The organism is Consotaella aegiceratis (genome assembly GCF_036541425.1).
GTDB classification, from domain to species: Bacteria; Pseudomonadota; Alphaproteobacteria; order Rhizobiales; family Rhizobiaceae; genus Consotaella; species Consotaella aegiceratis.
The window spans coordinates 118,102-133,006 of sequence record NZ_JAZHFT010000012.1; the positions used below are offsets into that span (position 1 = coordinate 118,102).

General features: G+C 65.3%; 15 protein-coding genes and 1 pseudogene. 9 read left to right on the forward strand and 7 right to left on the reverse strand.

The window, feature by feature from the left end:
- The first annotated feature begins 35 nt into the window (after positions 1-35).
- Positions 36-1,262, forward strand: coding sequence for a lytic transglycosylase domain-containing protein (locus tag SMD10_RS10900; RefSeq protein WP_331685718.1), 1,227 nt, complete (start codon positions 36-38; stop codon positions 1,260-1,262).
- 67 nt (positions 1,263-1,329) lie between these two features.
- Here SMD10_RS10900 and SMD10_RS10905 read toward each other — a convergent pair whose 3' ends face one another.
- Both SMD10_RS10905 and dapD read right to left on the reverse strand, forming a co-directional pair.
- Positions 1,330-2,142 carry a phosphodiester glycosidase family protein gene (locus SMD10_RS10905; protein WP_331685719.1) on the reverse strand — a complete coding sequence of 271 codons (813 nt, stop codon included), beginning with the start codon at positions 2,140-2,142 and terminating at the stop codon, positions 1,330-1,332.
- 22 nt (positions 2,143-2,164) lie between these two features.
- Complete coding sequence (gene dapD, locus SMD10_RS10910; RefSeq protein ID WP_331685720.1) at positions 2,165-3,019, reverse strand: 2,3,4,5-tetrahydropyridine-2,6-dicarboxylate N-succinyltransferase; 855 nt, start codon at positions 3,017-3,019, stop codon at positions 2,165-2,167.
- Positions 3,020-3,105: 86 nt separating this feature from the next.
- Here dapD and SMD10_RS10915 point away from each other — a divergent pair, with 86 nt between their 5' ends.
- Together SMD10_RS10915 and SMD10_RS10920 are read left to right on the forward strand one after the other, a co-directional pair.
- The gene (locus SMD10_RS10915) at positions 3,106-3,954 is read left to right on the forward strand and encodes an LOG family protein (RefSeq protein ID WP_331685721.1); all 849 of its coding nucleotides are present in this window, start codon (positions 3,106-3,108) and stop codon (positions 3,952-3,954) included.
- 106 nt (positions 3,955-4,060) lie between these two features.
- On the forward strand, positions 4,061-4,363 hold the full coding sequence (locus SMD10_RS10920) for a hypothetical protein (protein ID WP_331685722.1): 303 nt from the start codon (positions 4,061-4,063) through the stop codon (positions 4,361-4,363).
- A gap of 36 nt (positions 4,364-4,399) precedes the next feature.
- On the opposite strand, the gene SMD10_RS10925 is transcribed toward SMD10_RS10920, so the two are convergent.
- Both SMD10_RS10925 and SMD10_RS10930 read right to left on the reverse strand, forming a co-directional pair.
- Positions 4,400-4,828: a GNAT family N-acetyltransferase gene (locus SMD10_RS10925; protein WP_331685734.1), complete on the reverse strand. Its 429-nt coding sequence runs from the start codon at positions 4,826-4,828 to the stop codon at positions 4,400-4,402.
- 94 nt (positions 4,829-4,922) lie between these two features.
- Complete coding sequence (locus tag SMD10_RS10930) at positions 4,923-5,666, reverse strand: pyrimidine 5'-nucleotidase (RefSeq protein WP_331685723.1); 744 nt, start codon at positions 5,664-5,666, stop codon at positions 4,923-4,925.
- Between the two features lie 237 nt (positions 5,667-5,903).
- On the opposite strand from SMD10_RS10930, the gene SMD10_RS10935 reads away from it, so the two are divergent.
- The 4 genes from SMD10_RS10935 (at position 5,904) to SMD10_RS10950 (ending at position 10,069) form a co-directional block, all read left to right on the forward strand.
- Positions 5,904-7,451 (forward strand): helicase HerA-like domain-containing protein, encoded by a 1,548-nt coding sequence (locus tag SMD10_RS10935; RefSeq protein ID WP_432757222.1) that lies wholly within the window; start codon positions 5,904-5,906, stop codon positions 7,449-7,451.
- A 172-nt stretch (positions 7,452-7,623) separates the two neighbouring features.
- Positions 7,624-8,076 carry a MarR family winged helix-turn-helix transcriptional regulator gene (locus SMD10_RS10940; RefSeq protein WP_331685724.1) on the forward strand — a complete coding sequence of 151 codons (453 nt, stop codon included), beginning with the start codon at positions 7,624-7,626 and terminating at the stop codon, positions 8,074-8,076.
- Positions 8,077-8,193: 117 nt separating this feature from the next.
- Positions 8,194-8,754, forward strand: a complete 561-nt coding sequence (locus SMD10_RS10945) for an isochorismatase family protein (RefSeq protein ID WP_331685725.1) — start codon at positions 8,194-8,196, stop codon at positions 8,752-8,754.
- Positions 8,755-8,797: 43 nt separating this feature from the next.
- Positions 8,798-10,069 (forward strand): MFS transporter, encoded by a 1,272-nt coding sequence (locus SMD10_RS10950; protein WP_331685726.1) that lies wholly within the window; start codon positions 8,798-8,800, stop codon positions 10,067-10,069.
- Between the two features lie 88 nt (positions 10,070-10,157).
- Here SMD10_RS10950 and SMD10_RS10955 read toward each other — a convergent pair whose 3' ends face one another.
- Positions 10,158-11,171, reverse strand: a complete 1,014-nt coding sequence (locus SMD10_RS10955; protein ID WP_331685727.1) for a DUF2278 family protein — start codon at positions 11,169-11,171, stop codon at positions 10,158-10,160.
- Between the two features lie 103 nt (positions 11,172-11,274).
- On the opposite strand from SMD10_RS10955, the gene SMD10_RS10960 reads away from it, so the two are divergent.
- Complete coding sequence (locus SMD10_RS10960) at positions 11,275-11,949, forward strand: hypothetical protein (RefSeq protein WP_331685728.1); 675 nt, start codon at positions 11,275-11,277, stop codon at positions 11,947-11,949.
- A gap of 59 nt (positions 11,950-12,008) precedes the next feature.
- Here SMD10_RS10960 and argB read toward each other — a convergent pair whose 3' ends face one another.
- On the reverse strand, positions 12,009-12,899 hold the full coding sequence (gene argB, locus SMD10_RS10965; protein WP_331685729.1) for an acetylglutamate kinase: 891 nt from the start codon (positions 12,897-12,899) through the stop codon (positions 12,009-12,011).
- 204 nt (positions 12,900-13,103) lie between these two features.
- A pseudogene (locus SMD10_RS10970) lies at positions 13,104-14,059 on the reverse strand (aldo/keto reductase); the annotation flags it as partial.
- Between the two features lie 84 nt (positions 14,060-14,143).
- Between SMD10_RS10970 and SMD10_RS10975 the strand changes: the two are divergent.
- Positions 14,144-14,710 carry a TetR/AcrR family transcriptional regulator gene (locus tag SMD10_RS10975; RefSeq protein WP_331685730.1) on the forward strand — a complete coding sequence of 189 codons (567 nt, stop codon included), beginning with the start codon at positions 14,144-14,146 and terminating at the stop codon, positions 14,708-14,710.
- Positions 14,711-14,905: the final 195 nt, after the last annotated feature.

Below are 14,905 nucleotides of genomic sequence, written 5' to 3' on the forward strand. Positions count from 1 at the left end.
ACCGACCGAACGATCCGTCGCGCCGAAGCCGCGCTGTGAAAGGATTGTTCGTCGCGCTGCTTCCGATCACCGTGACCGCCTGCGTGTCGAGCCAGACTGCGACCAACACCGCCACCACCGTCGAAGACGTCACCGCGACGTATGGTTATGCTCCGGCACCTGTGATGTCGCTGGCCGACGGCACGCGGCTGACGGTACCCGCTAAGAAACCCGATCAGGCCGCACTCGCGGCAACGGCCGAAGCCGGAAAAACGGCACCGCGGGCGGCAAAGAAGTCCGCCAAGGCCGGGCAGCCCGATTCTTTGACGGCGCTCCAGGCCGACGTCGCGGAATACCGCCAAGCTGCGCGCCTGCTGGCGTCTATCGCGGAGACGCAGCCGAAGACGGAAACGACCGCTAAGGCAACGGCCGATCCCGATACCGAAGTCGCCAGCGCCAAGGATGCGGCTGCCGGCTCAGATTCCGCTCCCGGAGCGGTCGTCGCCACGATCGCGGCTGTTGGAAAGACAGCCGAGGCGGCAACCGTTGCGGCCATCGACACCACCAGCCAGGCGGTTTCGGCCGTCAGCGAGACCGCAGGCTATGCGACGGCCGCGGCCGTCGACGGCACCAAGCAGGCTGTGGCGTCCGTCACCCAGAAGCTCGGCGACACATTCATGACCGCCGACACCATCACGGGCAGCGCCTCGATCGACCGGATGATCGAGAAGGCGGCGGTCGAAAACGATATCCCGCCGGCACTGGCCTTCGCCGTCGTGCGGGTCGAGAGCCACTACAATCCCAAGGCCAAAGGCGGCAGCGCGCTCGGCCTGTCGCAGATCAAGCCGGCGACGGCCCGCTATCTCGGCTTCACCGGACCCAGCGAAGGACTCTACGACCCCGAGACGAACCTGCGTTACGGCATGAAATATCTGGCCGGCGCCTGGGAACGGGGCGGCCACGACATCTGCCAGACGGCGATGAAGTACAAGGGCGGCCACCGCACCACGGTGATGAGCCGCGCGGCCGCCGAGTATTGCGCCAAGGTGAAAAAGCACATGGCGCGGATCGAGCGCCGGCGGATGCCGCGCACGGTCGCCGGCAGCTCCAGTGTGACGGCCACGACGGCTACCGCGGTCGAGGCCACCGGCGTTCCCGGCGTCGTCGTACCCACGCCGAACCCGACCACGGGCGTTCAGACCGCCTCTCTCACCGACCAAGCGACCGCGGCCAGCGCGACCGGCAAATCGGGCCGCCTCGCCGCCTCGGCGCTCGCCCGCTGAGCGTTCCTGCCCGGCACGCCGGGATCAGGATTGGCCCGCCCTTTACGCCTGAACCGCTCGCCGCGTCTTACCCGTCGGCCTTCGGGAGCACGGCCAGCATCGGTCCGAGATCGTAGGGCTGATAGTCGATATCCGCCGCGGGATAGAACAGGCCGGAAATCTGACCATCCAGAAACAGCGCGTCGCGACACGAGAGGCGGTCGCGGAAGAACAGTGCGAAATCCCAGAAGTTCACTGGTTGGCGGCTCAGCACCAGATAGACGATTCGGCCGTCCTCGCTGACACCGACGCCGTTGCGGACGAAGCGGCTGTCCGATCCCTTGATGAAACGCGGATGAAGTTCGCCGTCGATCAGCAGCATCGGACCGGACTGTGTGGCCAGGTCCGGGGCATGCCCCTCCGCCCGATACCGATCCGTCGGCCGGACCGCAGCCTTGCCGCCTTCGATGAAGAAGATGCCGTTCGGCTTCATATGAAAATTGCCGGGCCCGTCGGCCGTCGAGATCGGTGCGATCTGAACGCCGTCCTGGACCGCCAGGCCGACCGGGCGATAATCGTGATCGAACATGCCGGCATTGACCGCGAGCAACGGCGGGGCTGGCAGACTGTCGGCCATCGCCCGAAAGCCTGCGAAGGGCTTGCCGTCGGGGTCCGCAGCAAAAAGCTTCAGCTCGTAGCGATCGAGCGGTACGCTACAGACGATGTACTCGACGCTGCCGGCGACCTCCGTCCGGCAGAGGCCCTGGTGGTCGGGCGGCAGCGCCGGCACCGGCGTGAGCCAGGCCCAGAGAAAACCGAGCCCGCCCAGCGGCAGCAGCGCCGAGACCGAGCGCAGCACTGCGGCCCGCCGCTGTCGTGGCCGGTTCGCCAACGGCTTCACGCCGCCCCTCGCCGGCTCGGTCTCAGCTTCTCAACAGCTCGTTGACCGAGGTCTTGGAGCGGGTGCGCTCGTCGACACGCTTGACGATCACCGCGCAGTAGAGGCCCGGTCCCGGCTCGCCGTTGCCCATCGGCTTGCCGGGCAGCGCGCCGGCGACGACCACCGAATAGGGCGGCACTTCGCCATAGGTGATCGAGCCGGTGGCCCGGTCGACGATCTTCGTCGACTGGCCGATGAAGACGCCCATGCCCAGCACCGAACCCTCGCGCACGATGCAGCCCTCGACCACCTCCGAGCGCGCACCGATGAAGCAGTTGTCCTCGATGATCACCGGTCCGGCTTGCAGCGGCTCCAGCACGCCGCCGATGCCGACGCCGCCCGACAGATGCACGTGCTTGCCGATCTGCGCGCACGAGCCGACAGTTGCCCAGGTGTCGACCATCGTGCCGTCGCCGACATAGGCGCCCAGATTGACGAAGGACGGCATCAGCACGACGTCGCGGCCGATATGGGCGGAGTGGCGCACCACCGCGCTCGGCACCGCGCGAAAGCCCGCCTCGCGAAAGCGGTTCTCGCCCCAGCCGGCGAACTTGGACGGCACCTTGTCCCACCACGTGGCACCGCCCGGCCCGCCTTCGACCACCGCCATGTCGTTCAGGCGAAACGACAGGAGCACGGCCTTCTTGAGCCACTGGTTGACGGTCCAGGCGCCCCCCTCGCCGGGCTCGGCGACGCGCGCCTCGCCCCGGTCCAGCATGTCGAGGGCCACCTCGACCGCCTCGCGCACCTCGCCCTGCGTGGAGGCATCGATCTCGGCGCGCGCTTCGAAGGCGGCGTCGATGGTCTTGGCGAGGGCGGCATGATCCGGCGCGGTCATCGGCGGCAAACTCCTGTTGAACGTCGGTGTCCGCTCTAGTTCATGGTTGGCATCGAATCAATTGAAGCCGCCGGAGAGAGACGAGAATGGCCAAACCGCCGCGCGACGAACAGGCATGGGATCCCTTTCCCAGTTCGCAGACCGACCGCGAACGGGCGAATGTCCGCCCCGAGACACCGCAGACGCGCTCGCCTACCTATCGCCTCGCCTACGACGATCCGGACTTCATCTCGCGCGAGGAGATGCGCGGCGTACGCCTCCAGCTCGAATTGATGAAGCCGGAGATGACGCTGATCGAGGCCGGCATCGAATCGACGGTGGTGCTGTTCGGCGGCGCGCGCATCCCCGAACCGGGCGGCGCGGCCTGGGCCGGCCACAACGAGACGCAGACGCGCAACCTGGAAGCCAATTCGCGCTACTATGCCGAGGCGCGCAAATTCGCCCGGCTCTGCTCCGAGCATTCGGCCAACAGTTCCGGCGGCAAGGAATTCGTCATCGTCACCGGCGGCGGCCCGGGCGTGATGGAAGCGGGCAATCGAGGCGCCGCCGACGTCGGCGCGGTGTCGATCGCGCTCAACATCACACTGCCGCACGAGCAGGCGCCCAACCGCTACGCGACGCCCGAACTCTGCTTCAACTTTCACTATTTCGCGATCCGCAAGATGCACTTTCTCCTGCGGGCCAAGGCCATGACCTGCTTTCCGGGCGGTTTCGGCACCATGGACGAACTGTTCGAGTCACTGACGCTGATCCAGACCCGGCGCATGGAGCGCATCCCCGTCGTCCTGTTCGGCGAGGCCTTCTGGCGCCGCGTGATCGACTTCGAGTTCCTCGCCGAACAGGGCACCATCGCGCCCGACGACGTCGACCTTTTCACCTTCGCGGAAACGGCCGAAGAGGGCTGGAACACGATTCGTACATTTTACGAATTCTGAAAGTCGATTTGGCGTTATAATCGAAGCTGGGAACTTTGGTTCGCAACGTCGCGTTGCTTCGCCAAAGACAGGGCATTCACGGCCGCCGGCCGAAGGAGTTAGTGAGATGTCGGAGATCGACGCTATCATCCGTTCTCAGCAGGATCAGGATACCCCCCAGCACATCGCCGAAGACGAGACCGTTCCGCTCGACGAGCGTCGCGACAGCGACGACGCCAGCGGGCGCGACCGACAGGCCTGCGCGCGCGGCGAAAAACAGTCGGGAAGCGACCAGACTTCCGTCCTGCGCAGCAGCCGTTCCGCCTTGGCGGCCGGCGCCGCGATCGCCACGACGCCATCGCAGGAGGACACGCAGTCCGGCCGCACCGGCTCGCTGATCCAGCCCGGACGTTCCATCCTCGGCCACTGAGTCGGAGGTCGCGCCCGCGGCCCATCCGTCACACCGTCAGGTCTGGCCGCCGCTTTCCCCTTTCAGCCAGACATAGCGGATATCAGGTTCGCGCTCCTCGTTGCCCGAGCCGTCGGTGGTTTCGGCCGCCTCGAATCCGTTTGTCTCGTAAAACCGGCGTGCCCCTGCATTCTTTTGGAAGGTCCAGAGCGACAGCTCCGACGACGCGTCTTGAGCGATCTGCAGCAGCTTGCGTCCGATGCCGCACCCCTGCATGGCCGGGAGCACGTAAAGTTGCTCGATCCACCCCGTCCTGAACGCGATGAAGCCGGCCAGTTGCCCGTCGTCGAAGGCACCCCAGAGCGCACACTCGGCGAAGACCACATGGCGAAAGAAGGCCCGATCGTCTTCCGCCGTGTGAAGGCCCGACAACCACGGCAGGCGCCCGTCGAAGGCGGTCCGATGAACGACGGCCGCCGCATCCATGTCGGCCAGCGCCAGCCGCCGAAGCTGGAATGGCTTCCCGCTCTTTCCAACAGGCGACTTCAAGGTTGTACCGGACCGGGAAGCGTCGACACCGTCACGAGGCCGCATCGCCCGCTGACTGCCGGATCGACTTCAGGAATGTCGCCAGATCGTCTGTGATGAAGTCGATATGGGCGCCGTCGCGGCCGTCGTGCTCCCAGATGTCGCCGAAGGCCGTCTCGAAGTTTCTGGGGACCACCAGCACCGTGCGCATACCCAGCGCCTTAGGCACTTCGAGGTTGTGTGCCAAGTCCTCGAACATCGCCGCGTGGGCGGCATCGATCCGATGCAGCCCCATGAATTTGTCGTAGGTCTCCGACGCGGGCTTCGGCACGAGGCCGGCCGCGACCAGATCGAAAATGTCGTCGAAATGCTCGAGAATGCCGAGCTGGCGGGCCGTGCGCTCCGCATGCGGACGGTCGCCGTTGGTGAAGATGAACTTGCGGCCGGGCAGCGCCTTGATCTCGTCGCCCAACGCCGGATCCGGATCGATCCACGAATAGTCGATGTCGTGGACATATTCGAGAAAGGCATCCGGATCGATGTCGTATTCGCTCATAAGCCCGCGCAGCGTCGTGCCGTGGGACCGGTAGAACTGTTTCTGCAACGCCTTGGCGTCGACCGGCTCTAGCTTCAGCAGATCCGAGACGAACGCGGTGATCCTTTCGTCGATCTGCGAAAACAGGTTCGTGTGGCGTGGATAGAGCGTGTTGTCGAGATCGAACACCCAGTCGCGGACATGGGCAAAGTCCTGCGGTCTTGCCTCGACGGTGGCGAGCGGGGTCGGGTGTGCGGTCATCGGGGTCGGCCGGTCCATCTCAGCAAGCGCCCTTGCGCAAAGAGCATGATGATAGCGCGTTTTGCTTGACGCAAACCGACTTGCGCAGCCCGTCGTTCCTCTGTGTCCAATATCACCGGCGCCGCCGTGCCGCAAAGATGGTCCTGCGGCAGCAGTTGCTCCCGCTCTCCGGCCGCTTATGTTGTCGCAGACGATTTCTATACCGTATAGTCCGGCAAACATCCGAGGGAGGCACGCTTGGCGGTACTCAACGACGACGCGATCTTCCTCGGCAAAAGCCTCGGCCCGAGTGGTGGGACGAGCGAGGCACAATATCTCGACCTGCGCTATGCCAATCGCCACGGCCTCGTCACCGGGGCGACGGGAACAGGCAAGACCGTAACGCTGCAGGTTCTCGCCGAAGGCTTTTCGGCGGCCGGCGTTCCGGTCTTCGCGGCCGACATCAAGGGCGATCTGTCCGGCATCGCCTTGGCCGGCTCGGCGCAAGGCAAGGAATTTTTGACGGCTCGCGCCGAGGCGATCGGCTTCGCCGATGACTACACGTTCCGGGAGAGCCCGACGATCTTCTGGGACCTTTTCGGCGAACAGGGCCATTCGGTCCGCACCACCGTGTCCGAGATGGGTCCGCTCCTTCTCGCCCGGCTCCTCGATCTGACGGACGTGCAGGAAGGCGTCCTCAACATCGTTTTCAAGCTTGCCGACGACGAAGGCCTCCTGCTTCTCGATCTGAAGGACCTTCGGGCGCTTCTCGCCAACATCGCCGAGCGATCCTCGACCATCACGACCGAATACGGCAACGTTTCGAAGGCCTCCATCGGTGCCATCCAGCGCCAGCTTCTGGTGCTGGAAGAGCAAGGCGCGGACCGTTTTTTCGGCGAGCCGGCGCTCGATATCCGAGATCTGATGCGCACCTCGCGCGACGGGCGCGGCTATGTTTCCGTGCTTGCCGCCGATCGGCTGATGACCTCGCCCCGGCTCTACGCCACCTTCCTGCTCTGGCTGCTGTCCGAACTGTTCGAGGAACTTCCCGAGGTCGGCGATCCCGAAAGACCCCGTCTCGTCTTCTTCTTCGACGAAGCCCACCTTCTCTTCGACGAAGCACCGAAGGCTCTCGTCGAAAAGCTGGAGCAGGTGGTCAAGCTCATCCGCTCCAAGGGCGTCGGCGTCTATTTCGTCACGCAGAACCCGCTCGACGTTCCCGAAAGCGTGCTCGCGCAGCTGGGCAATCGGATCCAGCACGCGTTGCGCGCCTACACGCCGCGAGAGGCCAAGGCGGTCAAGACGGCCGCCGAGACGTTTCGGCCGAACCCGGACTTCGACGCGGCCGAGGCGATCACCAACCTCGGCGTTGGCGAGGCCCTGGTCTCAACACTTGCCGAGAAGGGCGTTCCGTCGGTGGTGCAGCGCACCCTCATTCGCCCGCCGTCCGGCCAGCTTGGCCCTCTGACCGATGCGGAACGGCGGAAGCTGATCGAGACCAGCCCGGTCTACGGGCAGTACGACCGGCCGATCGACAGGGAATCGGCCTATGAGATCCTAAAGGAGCGTGCCGAGGCGCGGATCGACGCCGAGGCCGAGCAAGCGAGCCGCGAAAAGACGAACGGCTCGCGATCGCATCGATCCGGCACGCGCGAGCAAGGCGGCTGGCTGGACGTGCTTCTCGGCGGCAACTCCCGCCGCCAGAGCGTCGTCGAAACGATGGCCAAGCAGGTTGTCCGCACGGTGGCCGCCGATCTTTCGCGCCGGCTCGTCAGAGGGATTTTAGGAAGCGTGAGACGCGGCTAGACGAACGTGACCCGGCCCGGCCGATCGACAAGCCGCTCAGCGTTTCCAGGTGTCGCAGGATCGCGGCATGTCATGACGATCCAACGAGGGTGGCCCAACCGCCACCGCCGAAATTTCCTTTGGATATGAAGCCAGTCTTTTCAGGCTGCCTTCATACCTGCTATGAGACGGCATGGATAAAAATGACGAGCATCCCGAGCGCGAGCCGCTCAGGGAACTGGCGGCCGAGCTTCAGAGCGTCGTCGGCCGGCTGAAGCGGCGGCTTCGCGAAGAGGCGACGGCGGGAGATCTGACGCCGTCACAGTTTTCGGTGCTGCGGCGCCTGGAGCGCGACGGCTCGGCGACGGTGACCGCGCTTGCCCGCGCCGAAGGCATGCGCCCGCAGTCGATGAGTGCGAATATCGCCGCGCTCCAGGCGCTCGATCTCGTGATCGGCACTCCCGATCCCTCCGACGGGCGGCAGATGATCCAGTCGCTGACACCGCACTGCCGCGAAAGCCTCAAGCAGGGGCGCGCGGCCCGCCAGGACTGGTTGCTGCGGACCATCCAGGCCAGGCTGACGCCGCAGGAGCAGGACGATTTGGCGCGCGGCATCGCGCTTCTCGAGCGTCTCGTCGACACCTGATCGTTGCGTATCGCGCCCGGCCCGCACCGGCCGCCCCTCGCCTCTCCCCATCTCCGGTCGCCGCCGCAGTCCCTCCATCATCGCTCGGGGCGGCACCCATCCCCCGAAAGACATCCCATGACCGTCACCGCGCTCGATCCGAACAGCGCCCTTATCGTCATCGATCTACAGAAAGGCATCGTCTCGCGTGCCCCGGCCGATCTGATCGGCGACGTCCTGAAGAACGCCGCAGCGCTGGCCGCCGCCTTCCGGGCGCATGATCTCCCCGTCGTTCTGGTCAATGTCGCCGGAGGTGCGCCCGGCCGCACCGAAACGTCGCTCGCTGGCGGTACGCCGCCGCCCGACTGGACCGACCTGGCGCCTGAACTCGACCGGCAACCGGCGGACCATCTCGTGACGAAGCGGACCTGGGGCGCTTTCGTCAACACGAACCTCGAGGCCTATCTGAAGGCGAAAGACGTAACGCAGGTGGTGATCGCCGGCGTCGCCACCAGCATCGGCGTGGAATCGACGGCTCGCCAAGCCTACGAACTCGGTTTCAACGTGACGCTCGCCGTCGACGCGATGACCGACATGAGCGCCGACGCCCACGCCAACAGCGTCACGCGGATCTTTCCCCGCATCGGCGAAACCGGCACCAGTAGCGAAATCGCCGACCTCATCCGCCGGTCGCGTTGATGGGGCGCGCGCTCGAACCGTTCGCGGAGCAGCGAGACCCGCGATGACCGGCACCTTTCGCTCCCTGAAGATTTTCAACTACCGCCTGTGGGCGGCGGGCGCCATCGTTTCCAATATCGGCACCTGGATGCAGCGCACGGCCCAGGACTGGCTGGTGCTGACCGAACTGACCCACAACAACGCCACGGCGGTCGGCATCGTCATGGCGCTGCAGTTCGGGCCGCAGCTTCTCTTCCTGCCCTGGACGGGCTTTGCCGCGGATCATTTCGATCGGCGCAAGCTGATGATCGCCACGCAGAGCCTGATGGGGCTCCTGGCCCTGATCCTGGGCGTGCTCACCGTGACCGGACTCGTCGAGCTCTGGCACGTCTACGTGCTCGCAGGTCTGTTCGGCTGTGCCTCGGCCTTCGACGCCCCGGCGCGCCAGACCTTCGTCTCGGATCTCGTGGACGATCGCAATCTGTCGAATGCCGTGGCCTTGAACTCCACCTCGTTCAATGCCGGGCGGATGATCGGTCCGGCGGTCGCCGGCGTGATCATCGCCGCGGTCGGATCGGGCTGGGCCTTTCTTCTCAACGCCGCGTCCTATCTGGCCGTGCTGGCCTCGTTGTTCTTCCTGAGGCGCGGCGAACTGCGCTACAACGAGCGGGCAGCCCGGGCACGCGGCAGTTTCGTCGAAGGATTTCGCTATGTCTGGCGACGCCCGGATCTGATGGCCATTCTGGTCATCCTGCTCCTGGTCGGCACCTTCGGGCTCAACTTCCCGATCTTCATCTCGACCATGACGGTTTCGGTGTTCCATGCCGGAGCCAACGAATACGGCCTCCTGTCCTCGGTCATGGCCGTGGGCACGATAACCGGCGCGCTGCTCGCGGCGGGTCGGGAGGAAACGCATTTCCGCTACCTCCTCATCGGCACCGGTGTCTTCGGAATCGGCTGCATACTCGCCGCCATGGCGCCCAACACGCTGCTCTTCGGGGCCGCGCTCGTCATCATCGGCATCTCGGCGCTGACCCTGATGAACGTCTCCAACAGCCTGTTGCAGCTGTCGACCGAACCGGCCATGCGCGGCCGCGTGATGGCCTTGCGCATGGCGGTCGCCATGGGTGGCGCGCCGATCGGCGCGCCGCTCGTCGGCTGGGTGGCGGATCATTACGGACCGCGCTGGGCGCTGGGCATCGCCGCGGTCGCGGGCCTTGCAGCGGCAGCCGTGGCGATCCGGCACCTGGTGCAAGGACGCCACGTTGCGACATACGAAAAGCCGGACTACCCGCTCATCGACCCGGTCTCGGGCAGCGGCAGACAGGGGCCGTGATGCCCCGTGCCCGACCGCGCAGCGCGAGAGCGGCGCCAATGGCCGTCCAGAGGTGGCTGCCATCGATCGGAGCGATGGGTGCGCGGCGTCATCGCAGCAGCGTCGTCCAGCCCTCGCGCGCCGCTTCGTTCTTCTCGTACTTCACCGCGTCGGCGACGGTTCCGTCTGACGCGACGAGGATGATCGCACCACCCTTGTTGCGCAGACGCGGATAGTCGGGCCGCTCCTCCAGGATGAACCGTCGCGCCTTGCCCGCTTCGATGATGCCACCGAGCGGCATCTCGCGATCGTCATGGTCCCTCAGGCGCCAGCCGGAGAGATCGACCACGGCGTCCGTGCGGTTGAGGATCGTGACGCTTTCGCGCCCCTCCTCCCGTCCCTGCGGATCGATCAACGCGGCAACGATGGCGATGCCGGGCGCCAGCGGTTCGATCTGCGTAGCCGGCACCGGCGGCGGCGTCCGGCTGTCCCCGGCCTCGTCGGTGTCCCAGCTCTGGCTCTGAAACGCCAGGAAGATCGCCACCCAGCGGCCTTCCGACCCGAAATGGACGAGAAGAGCGCCGTCCTGATGGGGACCGTTCGTCCCGGCATAGCCGCCACTGCTGCCTTGGTTCATGTGGATGTTGTGGATGCCGCTGCCCGGAACGAAATGGAAATACGGGTCTTCGGCCGGTTCCGGCCCCCAGGTCTCGCCGAAGGCATAGAAGGTGATGCTGGGGTCGAGAATGCCCGCCGTCACCGAGGGTTCGATGAACTCGCGCAGATCGTTGCGCGGCCCCACGCGCTGAAACGGCGCGATCTCCATCGCCTCTCGCCGGACGAAGCCGCCGCGCACATAGTCGAGCGCCACCTCGGCAGGCCCGTCGCGAAGATCCGTCATGCCCTCCGGTATCTCCAGAAGCCGTTCCAGCATCGGATGATCGAAGGGATCCTGCTTCCGATAGAGCAAGTCATGCGGCGCCACGTTGGAGCGCACGTTGACGGCGATGCGATGGCTGCTGCCCGCCGCCTCGACGCGAATCTCGATATGCGGGCTCGCATCGTCGTCGAGCGCAAGGTCGGAGGCCTTGCCCTTGAGCAGGCGATAATTTCGCAGCGGCATCGTCCGGCGCCCCACTGTTGTCGCGACGACTTCATAAATTGAAACAGATTGAAATCCCGCCTGAAAGACCTGTCGCTATATTGACTTGCGAAGGAGCACACCAATGACTTGGTCAACTCAATCGCTTGCTCGCAACGATTTTGTCTATACCACGGCTCCGCACGCCGAACCGGTGACACTGTCGGGAACGATCACCCATGTCTTCGATGACCATGTGGTGGTCATGACCGACGACGGTCATTGGCTGGTTACGATTCCACCCGGCACACGGCCGATCGAGGCCGGCCGCTCCGTGCACGTCGACGGCGAGTGCCGGGGCCATCGCGTAACCGCTCGTATCGTTACGCCGATACCGTCGGCTGAGACCGAACCGCCGTCCGAGACGACCGAATGGACTGAAGATGCTGGCGAATATCTGCCCCCTCTTCTGCGCGGGCTCGGCCTGATGCTGGCCGGCAGCCTGGATCGCCCGTGCGGCAAGACCGAGTTCTGGGGAACGACGCCGAGCGGAGCGCGATTCGAGGCGGACGTCGAGGGCGACCGCGTCCGCGAAATCAAGGCGATCGGCCATCGCGCCGGTCTCCCGCGCGGAATGATCGATCGTTTCGTGCCCGGTGGCCTCTCGCGCTATCCGCTTCTATCCGCGATCTCCGGCCTGCATCGTATCGAGGTCGACGACGACGGCGTCATCGTCCTGGAGGGACTCTCCTCGGGCGGGCGCTATATCGAAGCCGAAATCAGCGAGACCGGCCAATTGCTGAGGATCCAGCGCCTCTGACGCAACGCCGGCGCGTCGATAAGGGATGCGGCATGAACTCCTGTTCGGACGAATCCGGATCAGCGCACGATCAGCGTGCCGGCACCGTGCTCGGTCAGGAGTTCCAGCAGCACGGCGTGCTGGGTCTTGCCATTGAGAATAACGACACCCTCGACGCCGCGCTCGATCGCCTCGATGCAGGTCTCGACCTTGGGGATCATGCCGCCGGAGATCGTGCCGTCGCGGATCAGGTTCTTGGCCTCGCTCACCGACAGTTCCTTGATGAGTTGGCCGGACTTGTCGAGCACGCCCGGCACGTCGGTGAGGAACAGAAGCCGCGCGGCGGCCAAGGCCCCCGCTATGGCGCCGGCAAAGGTATCGGCGTTGATGTTGTAGGTGTGGCCGTCGCGGCCCGGCGCGACCGGCGCAATCACCGGGATCATCTCGGAGCGCGCCAACAGGTCGAGCAACGTACGGTCGACCTCCACCGGCTCACCGACGAAGCCGAGATCGAGCACCCGCTCGATGTTGGAGTCCGGATCGACGATGGTCTTCTTGGCCTTTTCGGCGAAGACCATGTTGCCGTCCTTGCCGCAAAGCCCGATCGCCCATTCGCCTTCCGCATTGATGAGAGCGACGATCTCCTTGTTGATCGAGCCGGCAAGCACCATCTCGACCACTTCGACCGTCCGCTTGTCGGTGACGCGCAGACCGCCCTCGAAGCGCGACTCGATGCCGAGCGAGGTCAGCATCGCCCCGATCTGCGGACCGCCGCCATGGACGACGATCGGGTTGACGCCGGACTGCTTCAAGAGCGCGATATCGCGGGCGAAGGCTTGGCCGAGCGCCGGGTTGCCCATGGCGTGACCGCCGTATTTTACCACCACCGTCTTGTTCTCGTAGGCCTGCATGAAGGGCAGCGCCTGGGCGAGAAGGCGGGCTTGATTTTCGGCGTCGGGCGTGGCGGTCATGGTCGGTCTCACTGACGGAACGCTAAGGACCGCCGCTCTTATCGCGAAATCGACGGAGACGGAACAGCTATGCGCTTCTCCGTCCAAGCGGTTCGTCGACCACTCGTCTCGACACCGTCAAGCCGCGTCTGCTCGGAACCCGGTCACGGCCTCGATTGCGCGAGCGAGAACCGTGGGATCGGACAGGCCCTGATGGTCGCGGCGGGGGGTGTAGGGCGCTTCCAGCCTGGCCGCTTCGTCGTCGCTCAAACCGAGCGAAAGCGCCGCGACAGCGTCATCGATGTGGCCGGTCTTGAGCGCGCCCACGATCGGCGCGGCAACGACCGGATTGCGGTAGAGCCACGCCAGAGCGATCTGCGCCCGGCTGACGCCGCGCTCCACCGCGACCGCGCCCACCGCCTCGATGATCGCCTGGTCGCTAGCCGCCGTTGCAGGATTTTGCTCGAGGCCGGCAGGCTCGGCCTGCATGCGGGCGCTGCTTTCGCCCCATGGCCTGGCCAGCCGGCCGCGCGCCAGCGGGCTATAGACGATGGTCTGCACGCCCTCGTCGCCGCAAAGCGGCAGCATCTCTTGTTCCTCCTCGCGAGCGAGCAGGTTGTAGGTGTCTTGCATCGACACGAAGCGCGTCCAGCCGTTCGCCTTCTGCAGATGAAGTGTCTTGCTGAACTCCCAGGCCATCATCGACGACGCCCCGAGATAGCGCACCTTGCCCATCTTCACGAGGTCATGGAGCGCCTCCAACGTCTCTTCCCAGGGCGTTCTCTGATCACGCCGGTGGATCTGGTAGAGGTCGATATAGTCGGTCCCAAGACGCCGCAGGCTGTGGTCAACCTCCGTCATGATCGCCTTGCGCGACAGGCCGACCGCATTCGGTCCGTTGCGCGTGGGCGCGTTGAGCTTCGTGGCGATGACGACCGCATCGCGATTGACGAAGTCCTTCAGCGCCCGCCCCAGGATCTCCTCGCTGGCGCCGTTCGAATACAGGTTCGCCGTATCGAAGAAATTGATCCCGTCTCGATGGCGTGGCGGATGATCGGCCGGCTGGACTGTTCGTCCAGCGACCATGCTGGATGGCCGCGGGAGGGATCGCCAAATCCCATGCAGCCGATGCAGATCGGGGAGACGTCGAGGCCCGTGTGACCCAGTTTCACGTATTGCATGGCAAGTTCCTTCCCCATAAAATCGGACAGTTATCCGGTTAAGACAACTCGTAACGGACAACTGTCCGTTTAGTCAAGGAACTTATGGCGGACACGAACGAGAAGCGCGCCGACGCGCGAGCCAACCGGGACCGGATCCTCGACGTCGCCCGCGAGGCGCTGGCCGCCAATCCACAAGCATCCCTGCACTCGATCGCGAAGGCGGCAGGCGTTGGCCAGGGCACGCTGTACCGGCATTTTCCGACACGCGAGGCTCTGGTGCTCGGCCTCTACCGCAAGCAGATCGAGGCGCTGGTGGCACTGGCTCCCGCATTGCTTGCAGACCACGCACCACTGGAGGCCTTCGGCATGTGGTGCGACCGGTTTGCCGAATATGGCAGGCTGAAGCATGGGATCGCGGCGATCGTCCGCGCCGCCATGACGGAGACGGACTTCCAGGAAACCTATTGGCCGATGGTCGACGCGGTCCGCCAGTTGATGGAGGCTTGCGAGCGTTCAGACCTGATCCGGCCCGGCACCGATCCGCAGGACGTTCTCCAGCTCCTCGCCCTTCTGATGCAGATGCCACCGACCCCTGAGGGCGAAGCGCGAACCAAGCGGCTCCTCGCGCTCGTCTTTCGCGGCTTGGGTGCGGAAAACACCCCGACGTAAGCAGTCCTGCCGCAAAGCATGTCAGCCGAAGCAAGAGGTCGGCGGCCCTCTCCCCCATCGGAAGTCTCATACCGCTGAGCCTATGAAGTGACCGCCTTGATCCAGGGATAGTTGCAGAGCGAGATGATGCGCTCAAGATTTTCGGTGGCGCGGTTCCAGGCTTGGCAGCAGGCGTCGATGATGGCGGCCTGATCG

What these genes read in the sequence shown, in the direction of transcription:
- SMD10_RS10975 (WP_331685730.1), top strand. Translation starts at nt 14,144, where the DNA reads ATGGCGGACACGAACGAGAAGCGCGCCGACGCGCGAGCCAACCGGGAC.
- SMD10_RS10920 (WP_331685722.1), top strand. Translation starts at nt 4,061, where the DNA reads ATGTCGGAGATCGACGCTATCATCCGTTCTCAGCAGGATCAGGATACC.
- argB (WP_331685729.1), bottom strand. Translation starts at nt 12,899, where the DNA reads ATGACCGCCACGCCCGACGCCGAAAATCAAGCCCGCCTTCTCGCCCAG.
- SMD10_RS10950 (WP_331685726.1), top strand. Translation starts at nt 8,798, where the DNA reads ATGACCGGCACCTTTCGCTCCCTGAAGATTTTCAACTACCGCCTGTGG.
- SMD10_RS10915 (WP_331685721.1), top strand. Translation starts at nt 3,106, where the DNA reads ATGGCCAAACCGCCGCGCGACGAACAGGCATGGGATCCCTTTCCCAGT.
- SMD10_RS10925 (WP_331685734.1), bottom strand. Translation starts at nt 4,828, where the DNA reads ATGGATGCGGCGGCCGTCGTTCATCGGACCGCCTTCGACGGGCGCCTG.
- SMD10_RS10930 (WP_331685723.1), bottom strand. Translation starts at nt 5,666, where the DNA reads ATGACCGCACACCCGACCCCGCTCGCCACCGTCGAGGCAAGACCGCAG.
- SMD10_RS10955 (WP_331685727.1), bottom strand. Translation starts at nt 11,171, where the DNA reads ATGCCGCTGCGAAATTATCGCCTGCTCAAGGGCAAGGCCTCCGACCTT.
- SMD10_RS10960 (WP_331685728.1), top strand. Translation starts at nt 11,275, where the DNA reads ATGACTTGGTCAACTCAATCGCTTGCTCGCAACGATTTTGTCTATACC.
- SMD10_RS10940 (WP_331685724.1), top strand. Translation starts at nt 7,624, where the DNA reads ATGGATAAAAATGACGAGCATCCCGAGCGCGAGCCGCTCAGGGAACTG.
- SMD10_RS10945 (WP_331685725.1), top strand. Translation starts at nt 8,194, where the DNA reads ATGACCGTCACCGCGCTCGATCCGAACAGCGCCCTTATCGTCATCGAT.
- dapD (WP_331685720.1), bottom strand. Translation starts at nt 3,019, where the DNA reads ATGACCGCGCCGGATCATGCCGCCCTCGCCAAGACCATCGACGCCGCC.